This window comes from Flavobacterium sp. FlaQc-30, from assembly GCF_044005885.1.
Classification (GTDB): domain Bacteria; phylum Bacteroidota; class Bacteroidia; order Flavobacteriales; family Flavobacteriaceae; genus Flavobacterium.
The window spans coordinates 599,093-623,692 of the sequence record NZ_JBIPCO010000001.1 but is presented as its reverse complement, the minus strand read 5'-3'; the positions used below and the strand labels follow the sequence as shown (position 1 = coordinate 623,692).

The window sequence follows — 24,600 nt, the reverse complement described above, 5'->3', positions numbered from 1 at the left end:
TCGCCACAAATTTCACGAATTAACACAAATCAATTCGTGAAAATTTGTGAAATTCGTGGCAAACTGACACAGATACTAAAATCATTTTAATCCATGTAATCTGTGGCAAACCTTACTTAATATTCGTTTTGTTCTTAGAACTAAAAGCGCTTAAAAGCAGATAACTTATAAAGCCAGCTGATAGCGCCGAAACGGATGCTAAAATAAGACTTCCTACGATATATTGTGTAGCATTTTTTTGAATATCATCAAACGTGACAGAACTATCTAAAACCAAAGCATTATCTCCTGCTACAAAAAAGCTTCCCATTTTTAAGGAACCATATATGACAAACGGAATGAAAGGCGGGAAACTTACATTTGAAGCTAGATAGGCAATGACTTTGTTTAGCCTGAATAATGCAGCGAAAGTAAAAAGCAACACGGTTTGAAAACCCCAAAATGGTGAGATACCAATAAAAACACCTAAAGCAATTGAGGCTGATTTTATGAAATTAGAATCGTTGCTTTCTAAAATATCTTCAAGAAAGAATTTTTTAAAACCTTTTTTTTTTGCTCTCCTAAAAAAATCTCTCGGTTTAATGTACAAAAGAGCGTTGATGACCAAAACGGTATTTAAAATACTGATTCGGGTAAAATCTCTAAATGGACGAAAATGCGAAACGCGTTCTGCAGGATCATACAAAACTTGTATAGGAATATTTTTAACTACAATTCCTTTCCAAGCGGAGCGAACAATTACTTCAATTTCAAACTCAAATTTATTGGTGTAAAATTGCTTCGGAATTAATTTTAACGGATACAATCTAAAACCTGATTGTGTATCTTCAAGAACAATTCCAGTTTCAAACTTAAACCAGAAATTCGAAAATTTATTTCCAAAACTACTTTTCTTAGGAACATTTTCCTGCGTCATGTTTCGGCTTCCAATTAAAAGCGAATTGGGTTCCTTTTGAATTTCTTCGATAAAAACAGGAATATCAGAAGCAAAATGCTGTCCGTCTGAATCAATCGTAATGGCGTATTCAAAATTTTGTTCGATTGCTTTTCTAAAACCATTACGCAGCGCTCTGCCTTTTCCTAGATTTTTAGGATGATGAATTTGAGTCAGGTGATGATATTGTTTTAGAATTTCGTTTGTTTGGTCAGTCGAACCATCATTAACAATAATGACATTTGAAGTGAAATCTAAAATAGAATCCAGCACTTTTTTCAATGTTTTTTGATTATTGTAAGTGGGTACAATAACACAAAAAGAAGTTGAACTGAGCAGGTCTTGCTGAGATAATATAGGTTTCATTGGGAGTTGTTCTTGAGCTTATTTTACAAACTGCTTCTCCTTGTCAGAGAAACTTTTAGATTGTAAAACAAAGTCTTTTAGATATAGTTTTAAAGCAGTATTTTGCTCTGCATAATGAGCGGTAATAAAAGCTTTATCTTCTTTAATATTTTTTTTGTAGCCGGTAATTCCAGGAACATCTTCCTGAATACTTAAGCGAATCATTCTGATTTCGATATTGTTTGGATCACTTTTTATGGTCGCTTCCAACAATTTGGCACCTTCCTTGAAACGATCCATTTTGTCTCTTAGTTTTTTCTCGAATTTTGAATCTAATAAAATAGACGCCGCTTTGTAAGCCACCAAAATTTTATCATCGTCATTAGAAACTCCAGAAAGTTTCTGTGTAAATTCTTTTGCATTAGTTTCTGATTTTGCAACATCAGAATACATTTTTCGGATAGAAGCCAGATCAGGAGTTCCAACAAAATTGATCCAAAGAAGTAATGATATAAGTAATTTCATAATTATAATTTTTTATACGCATTGCTTAATTTCAGCGCAACGGTATCATTAAAATAAGTGGTGTTTTTCACCTTTACCAAATCATCTTCTGTGACTGTTATATCAAGTTCTAAGCGTAACTCAGGATTTGTCTCAGGATTTATTAATGCCATGAATTTTACATTTGTCAAGGTTTGAATCATCAACGAACTTTTGGTAATAGACTCTGTAAGTTCTTTAATAATTTGAATCATGCAAACGCCTGGCATTATTGGGTTTCCAGGAAAATGACCTTTAAAAACCTCATGATTGGCATTAACTAATATACGAATATTATATTTAGCATCGCCCGTTTTCTCTTCTGAAAGTACTTTATAGAAGTCTTTTAAAACCATAATTTTATTTTTTATTTCACCTCAAAAGAGTACGAAACACCTATTTGAAAATTTACATTAGTATTATAATCACCAAAAAGATAGTGACTATTTGAATTGTTATAATAGTAATCGCTGTCTAAAACGTCTAAAAGTCCTTTTTTAAATCGGAATTCAAAAGCAAGACCTGATGGCATTTTGTAAGCAAGACCTGTTACAAACGAAAGATCATTATATGTTTTTCTAAAAGCTAAATTATCATTTAAAAGAACATCTAAAGCCGGTCCAAATTGTATTTGAAAACCTTGTCCAAATGTAAATTTGTTAATCATAGCAATAGACAAATAACTCATTTGTAAATCCTGATAAACGATTCTTTCTGTTTGTGTATTGGGATCAATAAAATTTCGTGCAACATTATTAGATCCTTGTCTGATGTAATTTATTTCGGGCTGCAGCGCATAACGTTTCGTTAGATTTATTTCTCCAAAACCGCCTGCATAAAAATCAGGTCTGTAATCTGCATGCATTTCTGAAATCGTCGAAAGACTCAAACCTGCTCGTAAACCGGGTTTAAAAGTTGCTTGAGCTTGTATGTTTACAACTGCGAAAAAAAGAAATAGGGCAGCCGCTAGTTTACTTTTATACATTTATTTTACTTTAAAAGTGTAACTAATACCAATTTGAAAAACTTGATTTAAGATAACATCATTATAGTAATAATCGTTATTATCGTAATCAATTCCGTCGTAACCATAAATATCAATTAATCCTTGTTTAATTCTGGCTTCAAATGTTAATCCATTTGGTAATGTATAGCCAACACCGCCAACAATGGCAAGGTCAAAACCTTCGGGATTGCTGTTGATATAATTATCAGAAACTTTTAAATCTAAAGACGGACCGCCCAAAATGTGGAAGCCTTTACCGCCAATGTTAAATTTTGCAACCGCACCAAGTGTTAAATAATTTAGTTCATACTTTTCAGAATAATAACGACCATTTTCAAAGTATCTTCCTTCATCACCTTGTCTAGAATACGTTATTTCAGGCTGTAACGAAAAATATTTATTAAATTTAATGTTCACTAATCCACCAACATAAAAATCTGTTTTAGATTGATTATCATCAATATTGGTTAATGTTGACACATTTAAACCACCTCGTAGCCCCGGACTAACTTTTACTTGTGCTTGAGATAATTGAATTCCGATGCATAAAACGAATGCAATTAAGGTTATTTTTTTCATCATTAGATTAGTTTAGTTTTAGGATTAGTTTAAATTTTTTATTCTGATTTAAAATAATTAAGCTCAATTTTCAATTTAATATTCTGATGAATTATCTGAATATTTTCGGCAAAAATATTGTTTTCTGAATTGAAATACAGCGTAAATTTTTCTTTTGTTTTAGAGGCGTGAACTATCTTTTCTAGTTTTTGATCTTTTTTAGAAACAAAAATGTAATTGTCTCGTTTTTCATCTGCCGATTTATAGATATTATCAGATTCATTTTCAAATTGCTCTTGAATCAAATATTGTTTTTTCAAAAGCAGACGAAAATCTTCTTTCAAAGTATTGATTAATATTTTTCGATCTAATTCAGAAACAATAGAATTGACTTTAAAATCGGTTTCAGAAATTTCGAAATCCATTAATTTATTTCCAAATTCTGTTGTAAAAACAATTCGGTGTGTGGTATCGTTTATTTTTTTGGCAATAAAAATTCCTGATAACTCATTTCCGTAAACGCTTATGTTGGTTTTATAAACATAATCTGTTTTTGAATCTGAAAAATACGGAACTTCATAAGACGTTTTGTCTAGTTTTTTGGGTGCATAGTTTTTTGTGACTGAGCCGCACGAAACTAAAACAATTGCCAGAAAGCAATTAATTAGTAAAAACTGAATCGTCGATTTTTGCATTGATTACTTTATTTTTAAGTACAATTCTAGTATAATCTTCAGATGATTCTAATAATTTTACCTGAACAACAGTTGCTTCTTCTTTGTCAAAAGTGAGCTCGATTTGTTTGATGTATTTTTTCAGCGCAGCATCTTTCGGAACAAATTTTGCCAGATTCTGCCCTTTCAATTTAAAGTACGAAATCGCAAATTCTTTGTCATCAAACATATTACCGCTTACACTTCCCACAATTAATTTATTAATTCGTGCAAAGATTTTGCTGTTGCCAATATCAACTGCACTTTTCTTTCCTTCGTCATTAATCAGGATTTTTCCGTTTTTGAAAGTAATACTGTAGTTGTATGGTTTTTTATACTGCCATTGAAGCAAAGCCGGCTCTTTAAAAACCATTTTTCCCGAAGTTTCAATGTCTTTTGACAAAAAATCTAAATGCTTGTATTGAACAAAATCGGTACTTAAAGTTTTGATTTTTTTGGCTACGACATTTACATCTTCTTTAAATTGTGTAATTTCTGCAGCAGACATTTTTTGCTCTTGAGCAAACAAACCGCCTGAAATAAAAAGAATTAGTAGAGCTATTTTAGTTTTCATATTTTTTAAGATTGTGCTTAATAATTTTGCCACGAATTGCACCAATTTTCACGAATTTTTAATTTAATAAAATCCGTTTAAATCCGCGTCTTCGCGATAGCGAATCTGTTTCATCCGCGTTCAATTTCATAAGCTTTAAGATTCAGTAATTCTTCAATCGAAACTACTTCATAATTATTCTGCTGTAAAAATTGCAAAAACTGTTCCAATACCAAAACAGAATGTGAACCAGTATCGTGCAAAAGTACAATTCCGCCGGGAGAAACCCGTTTTATAATTCGATTCAGAATCAATTCTACATTTGTTGTTCCTCCATCAAACGAACGAATATTCCAGCCAATTGTTTTATGTCCCGTAATTTTTAAGGCTCTTCGAATCGATGGTGTCGTAACTCCGTAGGGCGGACGAAAGAAGTTTATTTTTTTTGAGGTATATTTTTCGAGAAGCGAATCTGTTTTTTCGATTTCCTCTAGTATTTGTTTGGCATTATAAAAATCAAAAAATTTGGAATGAGAGTAAGAGTGATTTCCAACCAAATGACCTTCGATAATAATTTGTTTTACGATTTCAGGATGCGTTTCTACATTTTTACCAATGCAGAAAAAAGTCGCTTTGGCATTGTATTTTTTTAAAAGCGCTAAAACTTCCAAAGTAAATTCACTTGGTCCGTCATCAAAAGTGAGCGCAATTTTTTTCTCTGTTTCTAATGGATTATTGCAGAAAGCTTTTACATGATAATTAGATGAAATTCTCGAAGAACCAAAAGCATTGATTCCGATCCAAAGAAAAATTAGAGCCAAAAAACACCATATATTTATTGCCGTATAGAGATTCAAAAGAAGCAGTAAAAGCAATAAAAAGATAAAAAATATCGAGATGTTTTTATGCGTTATCATTTTGAAAGTAACGTAAAACTATGATTTTTTCCGCTTAATTGATTGTATAATAAAATGGTTTTGTAAGCGGGTTTTGTAACCGAATTTACTTTTATAATTTCTGGAATTTCTTGCGTTTTCAAAATTTTAGAAGCCATCCAAAAAGCAAATGCAGAAGCTGTATCGTATTCGCCGCTCAAATGTTTGTAATACAAAATAGGCGTTTTTGCGAAAGCATTTTCAGCCAGATTGCTGTAATAATTTTCAAAATCGACATTTCCGTCAAAACCTAAAACCAAAGCGTCAATAGCGTCAATTTCTAAATTATTAGATTTTAAAAAAGATTTAATTTCTGTTTCGATTTCGTTTTCTTCCAATGTGTTTACAATAGCAACATCCAGAAGTTCAGCGTAAGTAGTCTCTTTTCTTTCATTTTCCAAAACAAAAAAGCTGGCTCCTTCGCCATAAACGGCACCGCTGGTTGCAGCATTTAAAACATCATAAGGAGCAGAATTATCTGCTTTAATACGTCCGTTTAATTTGAAAAGGGAAGTAGTATATTCTCCGTTTTCATCAACACCGCCTACTAAAATCGAATTGGCTTCGTCTTCTTCGATCTGCATTTTGGCATCCAAAAGTGCCGATTCAAAAGAAACCGCACCATTTACATACGTAAAATTATAACCTTTACATTGCTGTAAAAGCGCAATCTGTGCACCAACAGTATTATGAGTAGATTGAATAAAAGAAGTTGGAGTTAGAAACTCTTCTTTATTATCTAAAATGCTTTTTAAGAATTTTTCAGAATCTTCGATGCAGCCCAAACCAGTTCCGGTTATGATTGCGTCAACATTTTCAACATTAGCATCTTTCATTGCCAAAGCCGAAGCTACGATTCCGTTTTTTACACCTTTTGCCATTCTGCGGCTTGCAGCTGGCGAAATATATTCTTTGTATGCCGGCGAAACAATTGCCAATACATTTTCGTCATGATTTACAACAGCTTCTTCTAAAAAAACAGTATCAAATGTTTTTTGAGTCGAAATACAGCCTACTCCATTTATATATGTTTTTTTCATTTTAGCTTTTTGAAAATATAAGAGTTGAACAATTTCCTCCAAACCCAAAAGAGTTAGATAAAACGTGTTCGATATTTTTATTTTTTAAAGTAGTCTGCGGCGTCAAATCGAATTCCTCCATTTGGGTTTCAAAATTCAAATTCGGATAAACGACATTATTCTGAATAGCCAAAACACTGTAAACAGCTTCAATTGCCGCTGCAGCCGCTAAAGTGTGACCTGTAAATGGTTTTGTTGAACTAAAATCGGGAACATTTTCCTCTTCATAAATTCGGCGTAAAGCTCTTCCTTCGGATAAATCGTTATTTGGAGTAGCAGTTCCGTGAACGTTGATATAATCTATTTCAGAAGGTTTTAAACCCGAAACTTCAAATGCTTTTTTCATTGCTAGAAAAGCGCCGTCTCCGTTTTCTGAAGAAGCCGTTTGGTGAAAAGCGTCATTTGCATTTCCGTAGCCCGAAACTCTTGCCATTACTTTTTTATTTTGTTTAGCAACAATTTCATCCGATTCTAAAACCAAAAAAGCAGCAGCTTCTCCAAGATTTAGCCCTTTCCTGTTATTGTCAAAAGGTTTGTTGTAATCGTCAGATAAAATCATCAGAGTTTTAAATCCGTTGATGGTGAATTTTGCCAAAGCATCAGCACCGCCAACAATTACACGATCTAACTTTCCAGTTTTAATCAATCGTGCACCAAGCATAATTGAATTGGCTGCAGAGGAACAAGCGGTACTTATGGTTGTAACCATTCCTTTTAAACCCAGTTCTTCAGCAATTTTTTCAGCAACATCACCGCCGTCGTGACAGGTAATATATTTAACCAATTCAGGTTTTTCGAAATAATCGTAATAATGTGTCTCTGTCATGTCCATTCCGCCTACACTAGTAGCTGAAATAAGTCCAGTTCTAAATTCATTTATAGCGGTGATTCCAGCATTTTCAACAGCTTGTTTTGCCGCCAAAGTACCAATCATAGCAGTTCTCGAAAAATTATTATAGCTGTTTAATCCCAGTTCGTTTATAAGCTCATCGTTGGTTTTTTTGATTTCACCTACTTTAATAACATCTGCATGAACTGTAGAAATATTTGAGATACGAGAAATCCCGATTTTATTTTCGATTAACGAATGATAATTTTCTTCAACCGAATTTCCGATCGAAGAGATAATTCCCATTCCTGTTATTGCAACACCTTTCATTTTAGACTGACTTAGATTTTTAGACTTGCTTAGATTATTAGAATTTAGACTTGCTTAGATTTTTGGATTTCTAGATAGAGACAGTTTTTTGTCTAAGAAGTCTAAAAATCTAAGTCAGTCTAAAGAAGTCTTATTTAGTTCTGTTAGCGCTGATATAAGCCGCCATAGTTTCGATAGACTGGAAAATTGTTTTTCCTTCTTTCGGATCTACTAATTTAATTCCGTAATCTTTATCTAAAATCACGATCAATTCAAGTGCATCAATTGAGTCCAAACCTAAACCATCTCCAAACAAAGGATCGTTATCAGCAATATCTTCTACTGCGATATCTTCAAGGTTTAGAGTAGTAATAATTTTGTTTTTCAATTCTTCTTTTAATGCTTCCATGATTATTTATTGTATAATGTATTGATAGTTTCGTTTGTATATTTTTCGCTTTCTTCTTTGCTTATAGTGCAGAGAAAAGCTTTGTAATTGTCGTTAAAATATTCTACCCAGCCGCATAAAACTACATCTGCTTTATTCGTATTCAAAAGAATATCCGAATAATTCGACATGAATTCTGTGTTAAAGGCATCAAATATAAAGAAAGAATTCTCACTTTTCAGCTGATGACGGATACTTATTTCGCCCAGACAAATATTTGGCAGTGTATAAACAAAAACCGCTGGACTCGGATAATAGTTTTCTTTGTCTGAAATAGATTCTTGATATTTTACATCCGTATCCAAACTTGACGATTTATTGGCTAAAACCAAAGCAATATTATTTTCCTGCTCGGTTGAGGTAATCGGACTCAAAAGCAATTCTGATCCTAAAAAAGCCAGTTTACTCAAAGCATCCATTTTGAAAAACTTTGGATATTGCATTTCAAAATTACGATACGCTTGTTTGGAGAAATCAGCAAAATCTGTTGGTTCAGTTTTAAATACAGAAGTTCCGTTCAAAACAATTTCGTTGTTTTGGATTGTGATATAGGATTGTATGTAGGTTTTGTTTTGAGTCATTATTATAATTTAAACACGAATTTCACGAATTGGCACAAATTATTTTAGGCTTAAAAATTACACTATTTAATTCGTGAAAATTAGTGTAATTGGTGTTTTATCTTTTCAAAAACCACAGCCGTATTACAACCTCCAAATCCAGAAGCTGTTTTCAAGAAATATTGAATATCAGCTTCTTCATTTTTTTCAATCACATTGATAGCTTCGCTAACCCCAATTTCATCAAAACCTTTTGATTCAAAAAGCATATTTTTATTAGCAGATTCTATTGCAATTACCGTTTCCAATAATCCCGAAGCGCCTAATGTATGACCATAAAATCCTTTTAAACTATTTATAGGAACATTTTGCAAACCTAAACGATTTAAAGCAATAGCTTCCATTTCGTCGTTAAACGGAGTTGCAGTTCCGTGTGCTGAAATATAATCTAATTTGTCGGTTTCAATTTTAGCTTCTTTTAAAGCATTCTGAATACTTCTGAACAAACCTTCACCGGTTCTCGACGGTCCAGAAATATGATTGGCATCGTTTATCGAACTGTCGCCAATTATTTTTATTTTAGCTTTTTTGGCTTCCACCGAAACTAAAACGGCTGCTGTTGCTTCGCCTAAACTTACTCCAGTTCTGTTTTTTGAATACGGTTTGCAAGGCAGATCGCTCATCGCTTGAAAAGCATTAAAACCAGATAAAACAAATTCTGAAACTTCGTCTCCTGCTACAATAAAAATATTGTCGTAAAGTTCAGACTGAATCATTCTTTTGGCAACTGAAACTGCCAGAATTCCAGAAACACAGGCGTTTGAAACCACAATTGGCTGTGTCGTAAATCCGAAGAAATCTGCAACGTTTTTCGCTAAAACATCTAAATGTGCATTATTGAAACTGTCGCTAGTATTGTCTTTTAAAGCCGTAACATTTCCTTTTGTTGTTGAAAGTATAAAGGCAGTTTTTGAATTGAATTCGATTTCTGCGTTTTTGATAATCGGCTCTAAAGCCAAAATCATTATTTTCTCTAAACGAGAATATTTAGTTTCAGTGCTGAATTTTGCAAAAGCACTGTTTATTTTTTCATCAGAAATAATTGAAGCATAAAACGGATTTGGCATTAAAGAAATATCATTGTGAAGTTGAATTCCAGAATCGCCGCGAAGAATCGCCTCAACATTTGATTCGACATCAAAACCTAAAGGTGTGATACAGTTGGTTTCTGTAATGTATATTTCTTTTAACATTTTATGATTTTCAATTTTTAAACTTTCACGCAGATTAATATTGATTTAAGCAGATTTAAAAAGATTTTTTTAATTTGTGCTAATTCGTGAAATTCGTGGCTAAAACTTTACTTTAATAACCCAACTTTCCTTTTCCATTCTTCATAAAAAGGAGGATTTGTCAGCATTAAATTACCTGCTGCATCTAAAAAAACCTGAACGGTTTCGCCAGTGCAGGCTATTTCACCTTTATCATCAATAATTTTAAAACGGTAAATCATTTTAGCGGCTGGCGTGTCTACAACCGTTGTTTCAATTGTTACAACATCGCCGTAGCGCAAAGACAATTTATGTTCGCATTTTGATTTTACAATTGGCGTTGTATAACCCGTTTTTGCAATATCTAAATAAGTTAGTCCGTGTTCGCGACCAAACGCTTCGCGTCCATCTTCAAAATACGTGATATAATTGCCGTGCCAAACGATTCCAAGCGGATCAGTTTCGTTAAAACGAATTCTGATTTCGTGAGAAACGGTTAAATCTGTGGCTTCGTTAAACTGTTCTTTTCTTTTTGTCATAAAATAAGGCAATGGATGTTGTGATAATAAAGAACAAAAATAACAAACTTATTTTTGGAATGATTTCCAGGAATGAAACGCTGCGCAATAAAACATCATAAAAAGCTTCTAATCCCCAATTCATAGGTGATGATTTGGCAATGATCTGCATGATTTTTGGCATAGCAAAAACAGGAACCCAAACTCCGCCAATTGCAGCGAGAATAATAACGCTTGTTGCGCCAAAGGGAGCCGATTGTTCTTGTGTACTGGCAACGGTTCCTAATAAAATTCCGAATCCAATGGCGGCGAAACCTGAAAATAAGGCAACGACACTCATTAATGCTAAATGGCCTTCGATGTTTAAAGAAGGCAATCCGATGGATGGAAATAAAAATACGGCAACAGCAACCATCATATAAAACTGAATCATACAGATGATCGAGTAGGTAATGGTTTTTCCGATTATTACAACCAAATTGGAAACGGGATTGGTTCTTAATCGAACGAAAGTTCCCTGCGATTTTTCTTTTACAATATTAATGGATAACGGAATTACAATAAAAAATATGGCGAAAAGTGTCCACGCTGGAACATTATGCTGTACAGAATTTGGACGAACTTCTTTGTTGTTAATTCTTGGAATTATTTCTTTGAAAGAAATGAAACTTTTTTGCTCAAAGTCGGCATTTCCTCCTAATTGATTCTGAAAAGTGGTGTAAATAGATTTGGTTTCGATTTGCGAAATCATTTTGTCGATCGAACTCATGACCGCGTTTTTGAAACTCATTTGAACCGCTGGATCAAAATACAGTTTTACTTCCTTTTCTTTTATTATTCGTTTAGGTTCGTCGGCTGAAGTACTATCAGTCATGCCTAAACTGCTGACAATTTTTTCTACATTTTGATCTACTTTGGCTTGTAAATCAGAACTTAAATCTTTTGGAATTACAATAGCCAGTTGAAATTTTCCTTTGTAAACATTTTCTCGGGCAATATCTTCGGTAATCGCTTTATTATCGATTTGTGTAACAACGCTGAATAAATCGCTTTTTTCTAAATTGTCAAAAACGGTTTTTGATACAGAACCTTTATCATTATCGACTAAAAGAATCGGAATTTTAGAATCGCTGACTTTTTTAAAAGTACTGTCCTGAATTAATGTAACGGTAATGACCAAAACCAATGGCATTATAAATAGAATAATCAACCCGCCTAAATCTCGTTTAAGGAGTAAAAATTCTTTTACGACTGACATCCAAATTTTATATATCATCTCTCAAGTCTTTACCGGTTAATGAAATAAAAACGTCTTCGAGATTTCGGGCATCTTTTGTCGATTCAATTAAAATTGAAGGTGTGTTTTGCGCATAAATTTGACCTTGGTCTAAAATAGCAATGTTGCTGCAGAAATCTTCGGCTTCAGCCAAATGATGCGAGGTATAAATAATAGTTGTTCCGTTTTGGTTCAACACTTTTAGATATTCTATAATGGCATTTTTAGAATGAACATCAACCCCAACAGTTGGTTCGTCTAGAAATAAAACTTTTGGTTTATGCAGAATTCCTGCAATTAAATTGACACGGCGTTTCATTCCGCCAGAGAAAGTTTCAACTCGTTTATCGGCAAATTTTAATAAACCCAAAAGATCTAAAGTTTCAATTACTTTATCTTTTAAATCAGCACCTTTTAAACCGTACATACTTCCAAAGTAATGAAGATTTTCTCTTGCGGTAAGAGTAGGATATAAGGCATATTCCTGAGGAACAACGCCTATAATTTTTTTAATTTTTGAGGAATGATTGGCATAGTTTAAACCATCAATTATAAAATGTCCCGAAGTTGGTTTTACCAATCCGCATAGCATTGAAATTAAGGTTGTTTTTCCGGCGCCGTTTGGACCTAGTAAACCAAAAATTTCACCTTCATTTATAGCCAGCGAAACGTTGTTCAAAGAATACTGGTCGGCATCTTTGTACTTTTTCGAAAGAGATTCTATTTTAATTATAGATTGCAAAATATTTTAGCTGATGGCTTTTTTTAATTTTTTGAAAAAGATTTCTTCTCTATTGGCAATATCTAGAAGCTCGTCGGCAATAGTATTGTAAGCGTCTTCTTTGGCACTTCTGTTTTTATAAATTCGTGAAGCTTCAACGGCAAAATCTCGCCATGAATCACCAATTTTTGTCATTTCTTTAGAAAGTTCTTTAAGTTCTTCATTGTTTAAAATAACAGAAGCTTCTTGTAAAAATGCGGCATAAATAAAACGGAAACCTCCGCCGCCGGTTCCAATTTCTTCCTGCATACGAACCATTTGTGCCAAATAGTGATTGGCTTTTTTGGTACCGTGTTTTACAGGCCATTTTCTAATTTGCTTAGATACAAATTTGATTCCGCGAACGCCCACAATTGGCATTGGCGCAAGCATATCTCTGCAAGTGTTTTTTATTCCTTTAATGATGGCGCTTTTTAAATCGACTTTACTTGGAATTTGAATTGGATAATACATTTGTCCGCGTGGTGCAAAAGCTCCTTTTGCAAAACGTACTTTATCTAATTCATCGTGCGTTAAAGTGGTCACAGTTTCCATAACAGGATCGCTGATTAAATAGTCTTTATCGGTTTTTCCGTAAACGACTAAATTGTGCGCGTTGAAATGAAAACGGTATTCGTCAGGGAAATAACTTAAATTATAAACGCCGACTTGTAATCCGGTTGGAATATTATTTTTTAAATTTTCATCAAGCGCTTTGTTTGCGTTTACTGTTGATGAAAATTTTTGTCTTTTTATTTTAAGATTTAAACGGGTTGCTACTTTATTAAAAATTTGTCCCGGTAAAGTTCTATAGCTGATTGCTGGTGCGTAATTGACTTTTATAAAAGGTAAATACACAAAAAAAAGTCCTGAACCGATACCAAAAACCATTGGTTCGCTTATGTTGAGTCCGTTGTTTTTTAACAGATTCGATGCTACTCCATTTTCACAGTGAGCAGATTGGTGATGTGTAAAAGTGACTTGCATTAATCTGTTTTAAAGTTTTTTAATTCGGATACTGAAATACTAAAAGCATCAGCATATTTTTTCAAAATAGAATCGCTTAATTTGGCAAAAACCGCAGGTTTAAAATGTCTTTTTACACGCCATTTCCACATTCCCACGTAGCTTGACAAAATGGTAAGATCCATTTTATTGAGTTCCATATAATAAGAAATCGGACTTACTTCGCCAGTTTTAACTTGTTGTTTTGCTTCGGCAATACGTTCGTTTATTTCTTCGATAGAATTTGATAATGCAATTGTTTTGGGTTCCCATCCTGTACTTAAGGTTGTGGTATAATCGCCGTTTTCATCAGTCGCGTATAAAAGCTCTTTAACATTGTTTTTGGTTAAGTTACTTTTATCTTGTGGTACATTTTCTTTTTCCATGACATTTATCGTTTCTATTGGGATTTATTCTGGAACCGAAATTGTTTTTTGAATGAATAAATTAATTTCGCATTCTAAGAGCAGTTGTTCGCCGAGTAAACTTTTGCAGCTCATTGTGCATAAAGTATAATCGTCGCCGGCAAATTTCGAAATTAAATTTGCTCTGGTAATTATAGTGCTGCCTGCTTTTGGCAGTAAATGAATTTTTGCATTTTTTAAAGCGCTGATAAATCCAATTACATTTACGTTTTCATTTTCTGTTCCGTCCTCTTCAAAAAAATATTTTTTCCCTACAATTGCAGAGCAGGTTTGTGCTGTATTTTCGATTAAACCGGCTTCAGTAAAAATAGTATTGGCAACAAAAATATTGTCTTCTTTTATCAAAAAAGTGGTTTCTACAAAGTTGGCATCTATATCCAAAATTAAATCTACCATAAGCATTGGTGCTCGGTGCGGCAGATAATTTTGTATGTCAACTCCAGTATTCAATTTTTATATTATTTGGCTAAAACGGTTTTCATTTGCCCGTTTGCAATTTCTTCATTATTTAATTTGGTAACAATATTCACTAAAGTGATACCTGCAAATTCTTGTAAAATGGTAACTTCAGATTGAATAGAATCGTTAATCTGTGGCAGTTTTTTAATTTCAATTTCTTTAATGGAACCAATATATCCAGTCGGCGCAGTTTCGTTTCTTAAAAAAAACTGATAACCAGTATGCAAGGCAACAGATTGCGCCATGTGCTCAATTAAACCCGCTTCTAGAAAAATATTGTTTTCGGTAAAAATGTTATTGTTCTGAATTGTTAAACCCGAAATCAAAGAAGTTTCGGTATAAGAATACATAGCATCAACCATTACAAAAGGAAACTTTTGAGGCAATAAATTTTCGACCGTTTCTTTTTCTAAAAGTGCTGTTGTTTCCATTAGCAAACTGTTAAATAAGCGTAGGCAAAAGAGAATCTTCCGCTTTCTGGAACTGATAAAAGAATTTTGTCTCCTTTTTTCAAGTTTCCTGAATTCATTAATTCTTCTAAAGCTAAATATATGGAGGCCGAACCTACGTTACCCACTCTAGAAAGATTCATGAACCATTTATCATCATTCATTCCGATACCTCTTTCGTTTAATCCTTTTTTTAATCCTTCAACAAAAAAGTTAGAAGAAACGTGAGGAATAAAATAAGTAATATCGTCAGATTTAATATTGTTTTTATCCATGGCATCTTTCATGCTTTCTGCGCCTTTAGAAAGGATAAATTCGTCCAGTAATTTTACATCTTGTTTGATGGCAAAAACAGATTCGTTCAACCATTGTTCTGGTGCGTAATCGCTCCATGATTTGATTTCGCCGTTTTCTAGTTTATCACCTCCTGCATACATGCATGTTTCTAGTTCGTAAGCATACGAAAAAGCTTCCATCCATTCTATTTTTAGAGAAATCGGACCTCTTGGTTTATTTTCTAATAAAAAAGCGCCGGCACCGTCAGACAGCATCCATCTTAAAAAGTCTTTTTTGAAAGCAATAATGGGCTGCTCTTCCAGACTTTTTAAATTTTCGGCTTCGTGATTGTATTTTTGGGCATTCAGCCAGGTCGAAACTTTTTCTGATCCTGTGCAGATTGCATTTTTTGAATTTCCAGATTTTATAGAAAGAAAACCAAATTTTAATGAATTCATTCCGGCACAGCAAACTCCTGTTGAAGAGTTTAGTTCTACCGATTTGTTTTTTAAGAGACCATGAACCATCGCAGCGTGCGAAGGCAGGAATATATCAGGAGTTGAGGTTCCGCACGAAAGTACTTCTAGATCCTGAGAGGTAAAGTTTTCGTCGAACAACGGTAAAATAGCATTTCGTGTTAATTCGGCATTACTGTGTGTACTTTTTCCTGTTTTATCAACAGCGTAATAACGGCTTGTAATTTTGTTGTTGCGCAAAATAATACGTCTTGCTTTTGAGGCAGTATCGTTGATAAGGCCTAAATAGGCTTCCATTTCATCATTCGAAACAGCGTCGTTTGGCAAATATTTTGCAGCTTTAGTGATATATACTTCAAACATAATCTAATTTAGTATGCTAAACTCCTTGATAATATTGAGTTTCTCTTTTTATGGTTTTTAACTTAAATGGGTAGGAAATAAGGTGCAATATATACACTATTGGCGAGATTAACCAAATCGCAAGGAATAAATAAACATTAAATACTTTTAGAAGCAGTTTTCGGTTTTTTTGATTTTTATAAATGAGGTTTGACCATTTATTAAAAATTTTATTGGCGGTTTTGTCTACGGTCACTAAATAGGGACTGATTTTTACGGCGCCATTTGCGACTAATTTTGGTTGTAGATCATTCAAACTGTTCGTTTTTAGATCTGTAAGTATTATTTCTCCAAACTTTGGAGATTCCTGAATGTCTTTTTCTGAAACTCCTGGAAGCGGAAAAATACCTAAGTACTTTTTCTTAACGCCAGAGAACATCCATTCTACGATTGTAATAACGCTGATTAGGTTTCCAACACGATCTACTAGAGCAACGTTTCCTACTAATTGTGCATTGGCTTCTTTAAGCAGGGTTTTGATTTTTTCCTGCGCCATTATCCACATATTTCGTGAACCGCTGATGGTGATTACGGGTGTATTGTTTAGAATTTTTTTTGCTTCGCCGCTTTTCAAAAAAGAGTTAATAGGAATGGAAGGCGATAAATACCAAACTTGATAGTTTAAAAGCACCAAGTCGAATTTCGTATTTAAAATATCTTCTGGAACTGGTTTTAGAGCGGTTGGAATCTGTAAAAATGATTCTGGAAAGGCATCAAAGAATGAATCCTTATTCCAAGGAAAAGGAAAAGGTTTTTCTAATTGTATTTGGTAAAAAGTTACATCTATTTCCTCTGAATCTAAAAATGGTTTTGCAATGTTTTGTGCAATGCTTTCTAATTGTCCGGATTGAGTATAATAAATAACGAGAACTTTTTTCATTTGGGTTGATTGGCTATGGTTGCGAACAAAAATAGGCAAATTTATTTAAACGAATTTTCTTGTTTAATGTTTCGTTTTATAAGTTTTTTTGGATGTGGATTTATGACGGGGTTTTAATCTCGCAGAACACTTTAAAGCACAGTTTGTCATTTCGACGAAGGAGAAATCTTCGTAAGTAGCTCCGTTCTTATAAGCCAATCTTTTTAGAGCTTCTAGTGGAGATTTGCTTCGCCTGTTCACTTTCGCTCGAGTCTCCTTCGTCGAAATGACAAAAATGAGAAAAAACCTGCGTTATTTTTTACCAATTATGGTAAATCATTCCAAAAATCGAAATAATTAAACCATTGAAGCGGATATTTTTTTAAGATATTTTCTACGCTGGTTACATACTCTTTCAAGAGTGCTTTTTCGTCACGATGTTTAACTGTGGCTTCTCTTGCGTATAAATGATAATGCAGATTTGGTTCTTTCATAACATAAACAAATACAACGGGAACTTTTAATCTCGAAGCGATTAAAAAAGGTCCTGCTGGAAAGCTGGCTTCTTTGCCTAAAATGTTTTCTGGAAGTGATTTTGTTCCTTCAAAGTAGCGATCTCCGGTAAAACAGACTAATTCATTATTGGCTAAAGCAGCATTAATCTCAAAAATATGAGACAAATCGTCTTTGATGATGATGAATTTTACTGTTGGTTTTTGGGTAACGCTGGCTAGATAGTTTTTAATAGCAGAATGTTCTAAGTCTGTTGTGACTAAATTGATTTGAAAATTAAGATCGATGTCACCTAGAAAATGCTCTGCGATTTCAAAATTTCCAACATGAGCGCTAATTAAAACACCGCCTTTTTTTTCGGCTAAAAGTTTTTTCAGCGTTTCGATTCCGTCAAATTCATAGGTGAATTTGTTTCGCATTCCTGCCGAAATGGAAATTTTATCAATGATGGTCTGTCCAAAAGTATAGTAACTTTTGAAAACCATTTTTTTTGATTGGAAATAGGAATAGTTGAGTCTTTCTTTAAAGTAATAAAAAATAGCACGATTGCTTTTTCTTAAAAACAGAAAGTAATAAGAGGCAACAAAATAAAGCAGGACATAAGCAGACTTTATACCCGCTTTTTGTATTAAAAAAACGAATATTCTATAGCCTAAAACAGTTCCTTTTGATTTGCCATCCCATTGACTCATTAAGCTGTTTTGGCTTTTAATTTGGTTTCAATAAGGTCGTAGAAACTTTGAAAATCAGAAATTCCAACAAAATCTGCCTCCACTAGTTTTACACCAAAGTTAGATTCTATCGAAACTACTAAATCAACATAATCCAGACTGTCTAACCCAAGTGTATCTTTTAAATTAGCATTTGGTTCAATGTCGTCATTGTCAACTTCAAATTCATCAACTAAAAAACCATTAATTCTTGCTATAATCTCTTCTTTATTCATTGTTTAATTTAAACTTTTTAACCACCAACGCTGAGTTGGTTCCTCCGAAACCGAAAGAATTGGACAAAAATATGTCAAATTTTTTGTTTAACGTAGTTTTAACTAAATTTAATTTAGAAGCATCTTCATCAGGGTTGTCTAAATTGATGTTTGGCGCAATAAAATCGTGCTGCATCATTATGATAGAATAAATGACTTCACTTGCTCCAGCCATCCAGCATTCGTGACCTGTCATTGATTTTGTAGAACTTACATATGGGTTTTTCTCACCAAAAACTTCAAAGATAGCTTTAGCTTCATTTGCATCTCCAACGGGAGTTGAAGTTGCGTGCGCATTGATATACTCAATATCTGATGCTTTTAGTTTTGCGTCGTCAAGAGCTCTTTGCATTGCTGTGGCAGGTCCTTCGACATTTGGAGTTGAAATATGTCCGCCGTTTGATGAAAAACCGTAACCCGAAACTTCGGCAATAATGTTTGCGCCGCGTGCAATTGCAGATTCGTAACTTTCTAGAATTAAAGTTGCGCCGCCTCCGCTTGGAATTAATCCGTCGCGATCTTTGTCGAAAGGTCTTGAAGCTTTTTCGGGATCATTTTCTCTATTCGAAAAAACGCCTAATCCATCAAAACTGCTCATGGCATATTTATTAATTTCTTGTGCGCCGCCGGTAATAATAATATCTTGAAAACCGCTTTTTATTAAAAAATAAGCAAGTCCGATAGAATGTGAACCGCTCGCACAAGCTGCACTAACAGTTAAATTAATGCCTCGCAGTTTAAAAATCGTTGAAAGATTCATTGTAACAGTAGAATTCATCGATTTAAAAATAGCTCCAGAACCAATTAAAGCGGTATCTTTTTTCTCTCGAACAATATCTGTCGCATCAATAACAGCTTTAGAAACGCTGTCATTTCCGTACATAATTCCAACCTCGCGATTCTCAAAAAAAGCATCGTCAATATTAGCATTTTTCAATGCTTCGATAGTCGCCATATAAGCATATTCGGTTTCTTCACCAATGCTCATACGTTGTCTGCGTGTCAATAAATTTTTTAAATCAGCTTTCGGAACCATTCCTGTTAAGGCTGATTGAAAACCAAACTCTTTTCGGTCAGAATCAAATTGAATACCTGATTTTCCGTTATATAATGATTCCTTCACTTCATCTAAAGAAGTTCCGATACAAGAATAAATTCCCATTCCAGTAATTACAACTCTCTTATTCATCGTCTTTCAAAGTAATTTTTTAAGAATATATCCCTCCGTTTATATTGATAATTTCGCCGGTAATATAACTTGATTTTTTTGAAATCAAAAAGCTTACCAAATCTGCTACTTCTTCAGCCTCGCCAAAACGATTTACAGGAATTAGTTTTAATAATTCTTTCTCGTCCAGTTCGCTCGTCATGTCAGTTCTAATGAATCCCGGCGCAACAGCATTTACGGTAATGTTACGTTTTGCTACTTCTTGTGCCAATGCTTTTGTGGCAGCAACAATTGCACCTTTTGCTGCAGAATAATTGGTTTGTCCTGCTGTTCCTTTTACACCAGAAACCGAAACCATATTTACGATTCGGCCATATTTATTACGCAGCATTTTTTGAATGAAAAACTGCGTTACATTAAAAAATCCGTTTAAACTTGTGTTTACAACACCGTTCCAGTCTTCGGGAGTCATCCACATAAAAAGACCATCTTTTGTAATTCCGGCGTTGTTTACAATAGCCTCTACAATAGCTTCAGGATTAGTTTCCTGCCATTTTGTTAAAACATCTTGTACTTGTTCAAAATTAGCAACATCAAAACCTAAGATTTCTCCTGTTGCTCCTAATTTTTGTATTTCCTGAAGTGTTGCTTCAGCAGCAGTTTTGTTTGAATGGTAATTGATCAGAATATGATAATTAGATTCAACAGCTAATTTTTTACAAATAGCACTTCCAATTCCTCTAGAACCGCCTGTTACTAATACACATTTCATAAGTGAAATTTATTTCTTTTTCTTAGCTGCTGGTTTCGGTGTCGATTTAGCAGCAGGTTTTGTTGTTTTTGTTTCTTGTTTTGGAGCTTCAGCGGGAGCTGCAACTGGCTGAGGTTTTTCTGCAGATTTTGAAAATAGTTCAGCATTTTCAAACCATTGATTGCTTAATACTGTTCCGTCTGGTTTAAGAAAACCCCATTTTCCTTCGTTTTTTACTCTTGCAACGCCATCTATAAAACCTTTATCTTGTTGGGTAAACATGGCAATAATTGCATTTGCAGTAATGCCATATTGGGTTGGAATAATCAGTTTTCCAGATTCATTAATAAATCCCCAATTGCTTTCTTTAACTGGAGCTAAACCATTTGCACTAAAAACTTCGGCATCGTTATAAGTTGGCTCAATTACAAATTCTGCTTTTGGATTAATGTATCCCCATTTTTTTCCAACTAAAACGGGTGCTAAATTTTTAGAAAAAGCTTTTCCTTTATCATATATCGGTAAAATGGTCCAGTTTCCTTTTAAGTCAATGTATCCAATTTTTCCATTCTTTTTAGCAAACGTCAAATCTTGTGTTTCAAAATCCCAAATTTTTTCGGCTCCATCAACTGGAATAAATTTACCAGCGCTTACAAGTCCAAAAGTTTTGTCTTTTCTAGCCCAAGTTGTGTTTTTAAAATAGTTTCCAATTTCGGCGTAAGCCGGCTCAACTACTTCTTTTCCTTCAGCATTTATAATTCCCCAGTTTTTATTCAGTTCCACTCTTGCAAAACCATTTTCAAAAGGTTTGATCTGATCGTATTTTGGTTCTAAAACAATTGCCATTTTATTGTTGATCAGTCCAACTTTATTGTTTTGTCTGAAAAAAGCAACACCATTATTAAAATCGAATAATTTATCTGATGCAGGATTTTTTTGAATTTCCCCTTTTTTATCAATATAAACCCATTGCTTATCTTTTTGCACTATAGCAATTCCGTCGTTAAAATCTTTAGCATCTTTAAAATCAGCCGGAATTACCCATTCTCCTTTTGCATCAATAAAACCCCATTTTCCGCCATTTTCTACTGCGGCCAAACCTTCAGAGAAACTTTTAGCAGATTTGTACTGCGGTTCAATTTTAAAAGATCCGTCTTTAGAGATATATCCAATTTTTGAATTCTTTTTAACTAATGCCAATTCTTGACTATTAACAACTTGAATAAATACGAGCAACAAAAAAATAAATGGTTTTTTCATGATTTTAAGATTCAATATTAATACTGTAAAACAAGTTTTAATTGTTGATCAAATGATCTTTTACTTTTTGAACGAAAGGATACATCACCTGATCTTCTTTAAAAGTAGGAATTATGTTTCGAATTTCATCGTACCATTTTTTAGAAACCGATGAGATTTTATCTTTTTGTTCTAAATAATCAATTGCCTGAACAATGGTAATCATTTCGATAGCCAAAACTTCAAAAGCATTTTCGATCACTTTTGAGGTAATAACAGCTGAGTTGGTTCCCATACTTACAATATCCTGATTATCGTTGTTGTTCGGAATACTGTGCACGTACATTGGGTTGGATAACATTTGACTTTCGGCAGTTGTTGAGGTTGCAGTAAACTGTACACCCTGCATTCCGAAATTAAATCCTAATGTTCCTAAATTTACAAATGGAGGCAGCAATTCGTTGATTTTTGAATTCAATAAATAATTCAATTGACGTTCTGCGAGCATCGTTAATTTTGTAATAACGATTTTCAATTTGTCCATTTCAAGCGAAATATAATCTCCGTGGAAATTTCCTCCGTGGTAAACGTGTTTATTTTTTACGTCGATAATTGGGTTATCGTTTGCCGAGTTAAATTCGTCTTCTAGAATTGAAGCAACGTTATTTATGGTTTCTAAAACCGGCCCAAGAATTTGAGGAACGCATCTTAATGAATAGTATTCCTGTACTTTTTCTTTGAAGATTTCTTCGGTATTTTCACCAGAATATAAATGGTCTTCTCTTTTGCGAATTAAAGTACTGTCTGAAAGATTTTGACGCATTTTCGCCGCCACTTCCTGTTGTCCTTTATGACGTTTTGTTTGGTTTAATTCTTCTGAGAAATGATCGTCATAAGCCTGAACTAGTTCGTTGATCGCGCATGAAGATTTTAATGACCAATCTAATAATTTTTTAGCGTGATATACATTTACAACACCAATTCCGGTCATAACCGAAGTTCCGTTGATTAATGCTAAACCTTCTCTAATTTCTACTTGAATTGGTTTTAAGCCTTCAATTTCAAAAACTTCTGGAGTTGGTCTTCTTTCGCCTTTGTAAAAAACTTCGCCTTCACCAATTAAAACTAAAGCTAAATGTGATAATTGTACTAAGTCACCGCTGGCACCAACACCGCCGTGTTCGAAGATTAATGGCGTAATATCTCTATTAATAAGTTCAGACATTAGGTTGATTACTGACGGATGAACGCCTGAGTTTCCTAATGAAAGTGTATTTAATCGTGCTAGAATTGCTGCTTTTGCACAAATTGGACTTAAAGGTTTTCCGGTTCCAGATGAGTGGCTTCGGATTAAATTATATTGAAGCTGAATTTGATCAGATTCTTTAATTCTATATTGCGCCATTGGACCAAAGCCAGTATTTACGCCGTAAATTACTTTGTTTCCAGAAAATTCTTTTAGGAAATTAAAGCTTTCATTTACTCGGTTTAGAACGACATCGCTGATTGCAACTTTATTATTTCCAAATATAATAGATTCGAATTCTGCTAAACTTAAATATTCATTAATTGTATTCATTAAATCGGTTTTGATTGTGCTAATTTAATTTTATTAATCAAAATAAATGTAGTTATTTTGATGATGGCAAATGTAAGGTAATAATTGATAATATTTTTATTATGACAAAGGAGTTTGTAGATGTTTTAGTGATAGGCGCCGGACCCTCTGGATGCGTATCGGCATCGTATCTTCATAAAAACAATGTTAAGGTAAAAGTTGTTGAAAAACAAAGGTTTCCGAGACTTGTTGTTGGCGAAAGCTTAATTCCTAGAGTAATGGATCATTTTGCTGAGGCAGAATTGCTTGACGCTCTTAATGCAATGAATTTTGAAAAGAAGCTGGGAGCTCGTTTTATAAGAGGTGAAGAAATTTGTGTTTTTGATTTCAGTAAGAAATTTGGAGAAGGCTGGGATTGGACCTGGCAGGTTCCGCGTGCTGATTTTGATAATACAATGGCTCAGGAAGTCATTCGTAAAGGTGTTGATCTGGAATTTGAAACAGAGGTTTTGGAAGTTTCTTTTGAAGGGAAAAATTCTAAAACTATTGTAAAAGATAAGGATGGGAATTTAAAAGAAATTCACGCGAAGTTTATTATCGACTCAAGCGGTTATGGACGTGTTTTACCAAGACTTTTAGATTTGGATACGCCTTCAAAATTAGATCCGCATTCCTCAATATTTACACACGTAAAAGATATTAATAGAGAAGAAGGGGAAGAAGGAACTCAAATTTCATTTGATATTCTAGAAACTCAAGTTTGGTTATGGGTAATTCCGTTTTCTAACGGAAACACGAGTTTAGGAGTTGTTGGCCCAACAGATTTTATCAATTCTCTTTCTGAGAATAAAGATAATGCCGAGGCTTTGAAAAATGCTATTCAGCTATCGGACTTTTATATTAAAAGATTTCAAGGAACTGAATTTTTGTTTGAGCCTGTAAAATTGGAGAATTATTCTAGAGCTGTAAAAAGAATGTACGGCGATGGTTTTGCTTTAACGGGAAACAGTTCAGAATTTTTAGATCCTGTTTTCTCATCAGGTGTAGCTTTTGCAACTGAATCTGGAATGCTGGCGGCAAAATTATATTTGAAAGAAGCACAAGGAACTCCTGTTGATTGGGAAGTTGAGTTTACGCAATATATGAAACGAGGAATTGCAGTTTTCACAACATATGTACAAGAATGGTACACCGGAAATTTGCAGACTTTATTTTTCCATCAGCCGGAAAATCCTGAAGTAAAAGAAAAAATATGCGCTGTTTTGGCGGGTTATGTTTGGAATGAAGAAAATTCGTTTGTCAAGAAACACGATCACGTAATTGCAAATATGGCATATTTACTAAATATGCAAAAAGAACAAAGCTCGGAATAATCTGGTTTTTTCTATTGTTGCACTG

Annotated in this window: 29 protein-coding genes; 1 reads left to right on the top strand and 28 read right to left on the bottom strand. The window is 33.8% G+C overall.

The annotated features are described in order from the left end of the window. Window positions 1-112: 112 nt before the first annotated feature. The 28 genes from ACHRV0_RS02740 to hutH form a co-directional block, all read right to left on the bottom strand. On the bottom strand, window positions 113-1,300 hold the full coding sequence (locus ACHRV0_RS02740) for a DUF2062 domain-containing protein (RefSeq protein WP_395439825.1): 1,188 nt from the start codon (window positions 1,298-1,300) through the stop codon (window positions 113-115). Window positions 1,301-1,318: 18 nt separating this feature from the next. Beyond that, window positions 1,319-1,804: a hypothetical protein gene (locus ACHRV0_RS02735; RefSeq protein WP_089053575.1), complete on the bottom strand. Its 486-nt coding sequence runs from the start codon at window positions 1,802-1,804 to the stop codon at window positions 1,319-1,321. Window positions 1,805-1,806: 2 nt separating this feature from the next. After that, window positions 1,807-2,178, bottom strand: a complete 372-nt coding sequence (locus tag ACHRV0_RS02730) for a 3-hydroxyacyl-ACP dehydratase (protein ID WP_089053576.1) — start codon at window positions 2,176-2,178, stop codon at window positions 1,807-1,809. Window positions 2,179-2,189: 11 nt separating this feature from the next. Beyond that, complete coding sequence (locus ACHRV0_RS02725) at window positions 2,190-2,807, bottom strand: outer membrane beta-barrel protein (protein WP_395439824.1); 618 nt, start codon at window positions 2,805-2,807, stop codon at window positions 2,190-2,192. Next, window positions 2,808-3,407: a porin family protein gene (locus ACHRV0_RS02720; protein WP_129023299.1), complete on the bottom strand. Its 600-nt coding sequence runs from the start codon at window positions 3,405-3,407 to the stop codon at window positions 2,808-2,810. A 38-nt stretch (window positions 3,408-3,445) separates the two neighbouring features. Continuing rightward, entirely contained in the window at window positions 3,446-4,081 is a 636-nt protein-coding gene (locus tag ACHRV0_RS02715; protein ID WP_395439823.1) for a hypothetical protein, read from the bottom strand. Continuing rightward, window positions 4,047-4,673 (bottom strand): outer membrane lipoprotein carrier protein LolA, encoded by a 627-nt coding sequence (locus ACHRV0_RS02710; RefSeq protein WP_395439822.1) that lies wholly within the window; start codon window positions 4,671-4,673, stop codon window positions 4,047-4,049. Before ACHRV0_RS02710 ends, ACHRV0_RS02715 begins: the two co-directional genes overlap by 35 nt. A 110-nt stretch (window positions 4,674-4,783) precedes the next feature. Then, the gene (locus ACHRV0_RS02705) at window positions 4,784-5,473 is read right to left on the bottom strand and encodes a polysaccharide deacetylase family protein (RefSeq protein WP_395439821.1); all 690 of its coding nucleotides are present in this window, start codon (window positions 5,471-5,473) and stop codon (window positions 4,784-4,786) included. 92 nt (window positions 5,474-5,565) lie between these two features. Further along, a complete protein-coding gene (locus ACHRV0_RS02700; RefSeq protein ID WP_395439820.1) occupies window positions 5,566-6,627 on the bottom strand; it encodes a beta-ketoacyl synthase N-terminal-like domain-containing protein in 1,062 nt (353 codons plus the stop codon). A gap of 1 nt (window position 6,628) precedes the next feature. After that, window positions 6,629-7,825, bottom strand: coding sequence for a beta-ketoacyl-[acyl-carrier-protein] synthase family protein (locus ACHRV0_RS02695; protein ID WP_395439819.1), 1,197 nt, complete (start codon window positions 7,823-7,825; stop codon window positions 6,629-6,631). 130 nt (window positions 7,826-7,955) lie between these two features. Then, window positions 7,956-8,213, bottom strand: a complete 258-nt coding sequence (locus tag ACHRV0_RS02690; RefSeq protein ID WP_068841663.1) for a phosphopantetheine-binding protein — start codon at window positions 8,211-8,213, stop codon at window positions 7,956-7,958. A 2-nt stretch (window positions 8,214-8,215) separates the two neighbouring features. Next, complete coding sequence (locus tag ACHRV0_RS02685; RefSeq protein WP_395439818.1) at window positions 8,216-8,833, bottom strand: 3-oxoacyl-ACP synthase; 618 nt, start codon at window positions 8,831-8,833, stop codon at window positions 8,216-8,218. Window positions 8,834-8,913: 80 nt separating this feature from the next. Further along, entirely contained in the window at window positions 8,914-10,065 is a 1,152-nt protein-coding gene (locus tag ACHRV0_RS02680) for a beta-ketoacyl-[acyl-carrier-protein] synthase family protein (RefSeq protein ID WP_395439817.1), read from the bottom strand. 107 nt (window positions 10,066-10,172) lie between these two features. Further along, window positions 10,173-10,622 (bottom strand): acyl-CoA thioesterase, encoded by a 450-nt coding sequence (locus ACHRV0_RS02675; RefSeq protein ID WP_395439816.1) that lies wholly within the window; start codon window positions 10,620-10,622, stop codon window positions 10,173-10,175. Further along, window positions 10,597-11,877 (bottom strand): ABC transporter permease, encoded by a 1,281-nt coding sequence (locus ACHRV0_RS02670; protein ID WP_395439815.1) that lies wholly within the window; start codon window positions 11,875-11,877, stop codon window positions 10,597-10,599. The genes ACHRV0_RS02675 and ACHRV0_RS02670 overlap by 26 nt, the downstream gene beginning before the upstream one ends. Next, entirely contained in the window at window positions 11,867-12,619 is a 753-nt protein-coding gene (locus tag ACHRV0_RS02665) for an ABC transporter ATP-binding protein (protein WP_395439814.1), read from the bottom strand. The genes ACHRV0_RS02670 and ACHRV0_RS02665 overlap by 11 nt, the downstream gene beginning before the upstream one ends. Window positions 12,620-12,625: 6 nt before the next feature. Continuing rightward, entirely contained in the window at window positions 12,626-13,624 is a 999-nt protein-coding gene (locus ACHRV0_RS02660; protein ID WP_395439813.1) for a BtrH N-terminal domain-containing protein, read from the bottom strand. After that, window positions 13,624-14,028: a hypothetical protein gene (locus ACHRV0_RS02655; protein ID WP_395439812.1), complete on the bottom strand. Its 405-nt coding sequence runs from the start codon at window positions 14,026-14,028 to the stop codon at window positions 13,624-13,626. The genes ACHRV0_RS02660 and ACHRV0_RS02655 overlap by 1 nt, the downstream gene beginning before the upstream one ends. A gap of 24 nt (window positions 14,029-14,052) precedes the next feature. Beyond that, window positions 14,053-14,517 (bottom strand): ABC transporter permease, encoded by a 465-nt coding sequence (locus ACHRV0_RS02650; RefSeq protein ID WP_241686482.1) that lies wholly within the window; start codon window positions 14,515-14,517, stop codon window positions 14,053-14,055. Window positions 14,518-14,525: 8 nt separating this feature from the next. Next, complete coding sequence (locus ACHRV0_RS02645; RefSeq protein ID WP_395439811.1) at window positions 14,526-14,957, bottom strand: hypothetical protein; 432 nt, start codon at window positions 14,955-14,957, stop codon at window positions 14,526-14,528. Beyond that, the gene (locus ACHRV0_RS02640) at window positions 14,957-16,090 is read right to left on the bottom strand and encodes a beta-ketoacyl-ACP synthase III (RefSeq protein WP_129023287.1); all 1,134 of its coding nucleotides are present in this window, start codon (window positions 16,088-16,090) and stop codon (window positions 14,957-14,959) included. The genes ACHRV0_RS02645 and ACHRV0_RS02640 overlap by 1 nt, the downstream gene beginning before the upstream one ends. 16 nt (window positions 16,091-16,106) lie before the next feature. After that, a complete protein-coding gene (locus tag ACHRV0_RS02635; RefSeq protein ID WP_395439810.1) occupies window positions 16,107-17,009 on the bottom strand; it encodes a dialkylrecorsinol condensing enzyme DarA in 903 nt (300 codons plus the stop codon). Between the two features lie 305 nt (window positions 17,010-17,314). After that, window positions 17,315-18,193, bottom strand: coding sequence for a lipid A biosynthesis acyltransferase (locus ACHRV0_RS02630; RefSeq protein WP_395439809.1), 879 nt, complete (start codon window positions 18,191-18,193; stop codon window positions 17,315-17,317). Next, window positions 18,193-18,447 (bottom strand): acyl carrier protein, encoded by a 255-nt coding sequence (locus ACHRV0_RS02625; protein ID WP_089058892.1) that lies wholly within the window; start codon window positions 18,445-18,447, stop codon window positions 18,193-18,195. Before ACHRV0_RS02625 ends, ACHRV0_RS02630 begins: the two co-directional genes overlap by 1 nt. After that, window positions 18,440-19,675: a beta-ketoacyl synthase gene (locus tag ACHRV0_RS02620; RefSeq protein WP_129023284.1), complete on the bottom strand. Its 1,236-nt coding sequence runs from the start codon at window positions 19,673-19,675 to the stop codon at window positions 18,440-18,442. The genes ACHRV0_RS02625 and ACHRV0_RS02620 overlap by 8 nt, the downstream gene beginning before the upstream one ends. Before the next feature lie 19 nt (window positions 19,676-19,694). Further along, complete coding sequence (gene fabG / locus ACHRV0_RS02615) at window positions 19,695-20,426, bottom strand: 3-oxoacyl-ACP reductase FabG (protein WP_129023283.1); 732 nt, start codon at window positions 20,424-20,426, stop codon at window positions 19,695-19,697. Between the two features lie 9 nt (window positions 20,427-20,435). Further along, window positions 20,436-21,665 carry a WG repeat-containing protein gene (locus ACHRV0_RS02610; RefSeq protein ID WP_129023282.1) on the bottom strand — a complete coding sequence of 410 codons (1,230 nt, stop codon included), beginning with the start codon at window positions 21,663-21,665 and terminating at the stop codon, window positions 20,436-20,438. 37 nt (window positions 21,666-21,702) lie between these two features. Continuing rightward, entirely contained in the window at window positions 21,703-23,223 is a 1,521-nt protein-coding gene (hutH, locus tag ACHRV0_RS02605; protein WP_089053599.1) for a histidine ammonia-lyase, read from the bottom strand. Window positions 23,224-23,324: 101 nt separating this feature from the next. Between hutH and ACHRV0_RS02600 the strand changes: the two genes are divergently transcribed. After that, entirely contained in the window at window positions 23,325-24,575 is a 1,251-nt protein-coding gene (locus ACHRV0_RS02600; protein ID WP_395439808.1) for an NAD(P)/FAD-dependent oxidoreductase, read from the top strand. The last annotated feature ends 25 nt before the right edge of the window (window positions 24,576-24,600 follow it).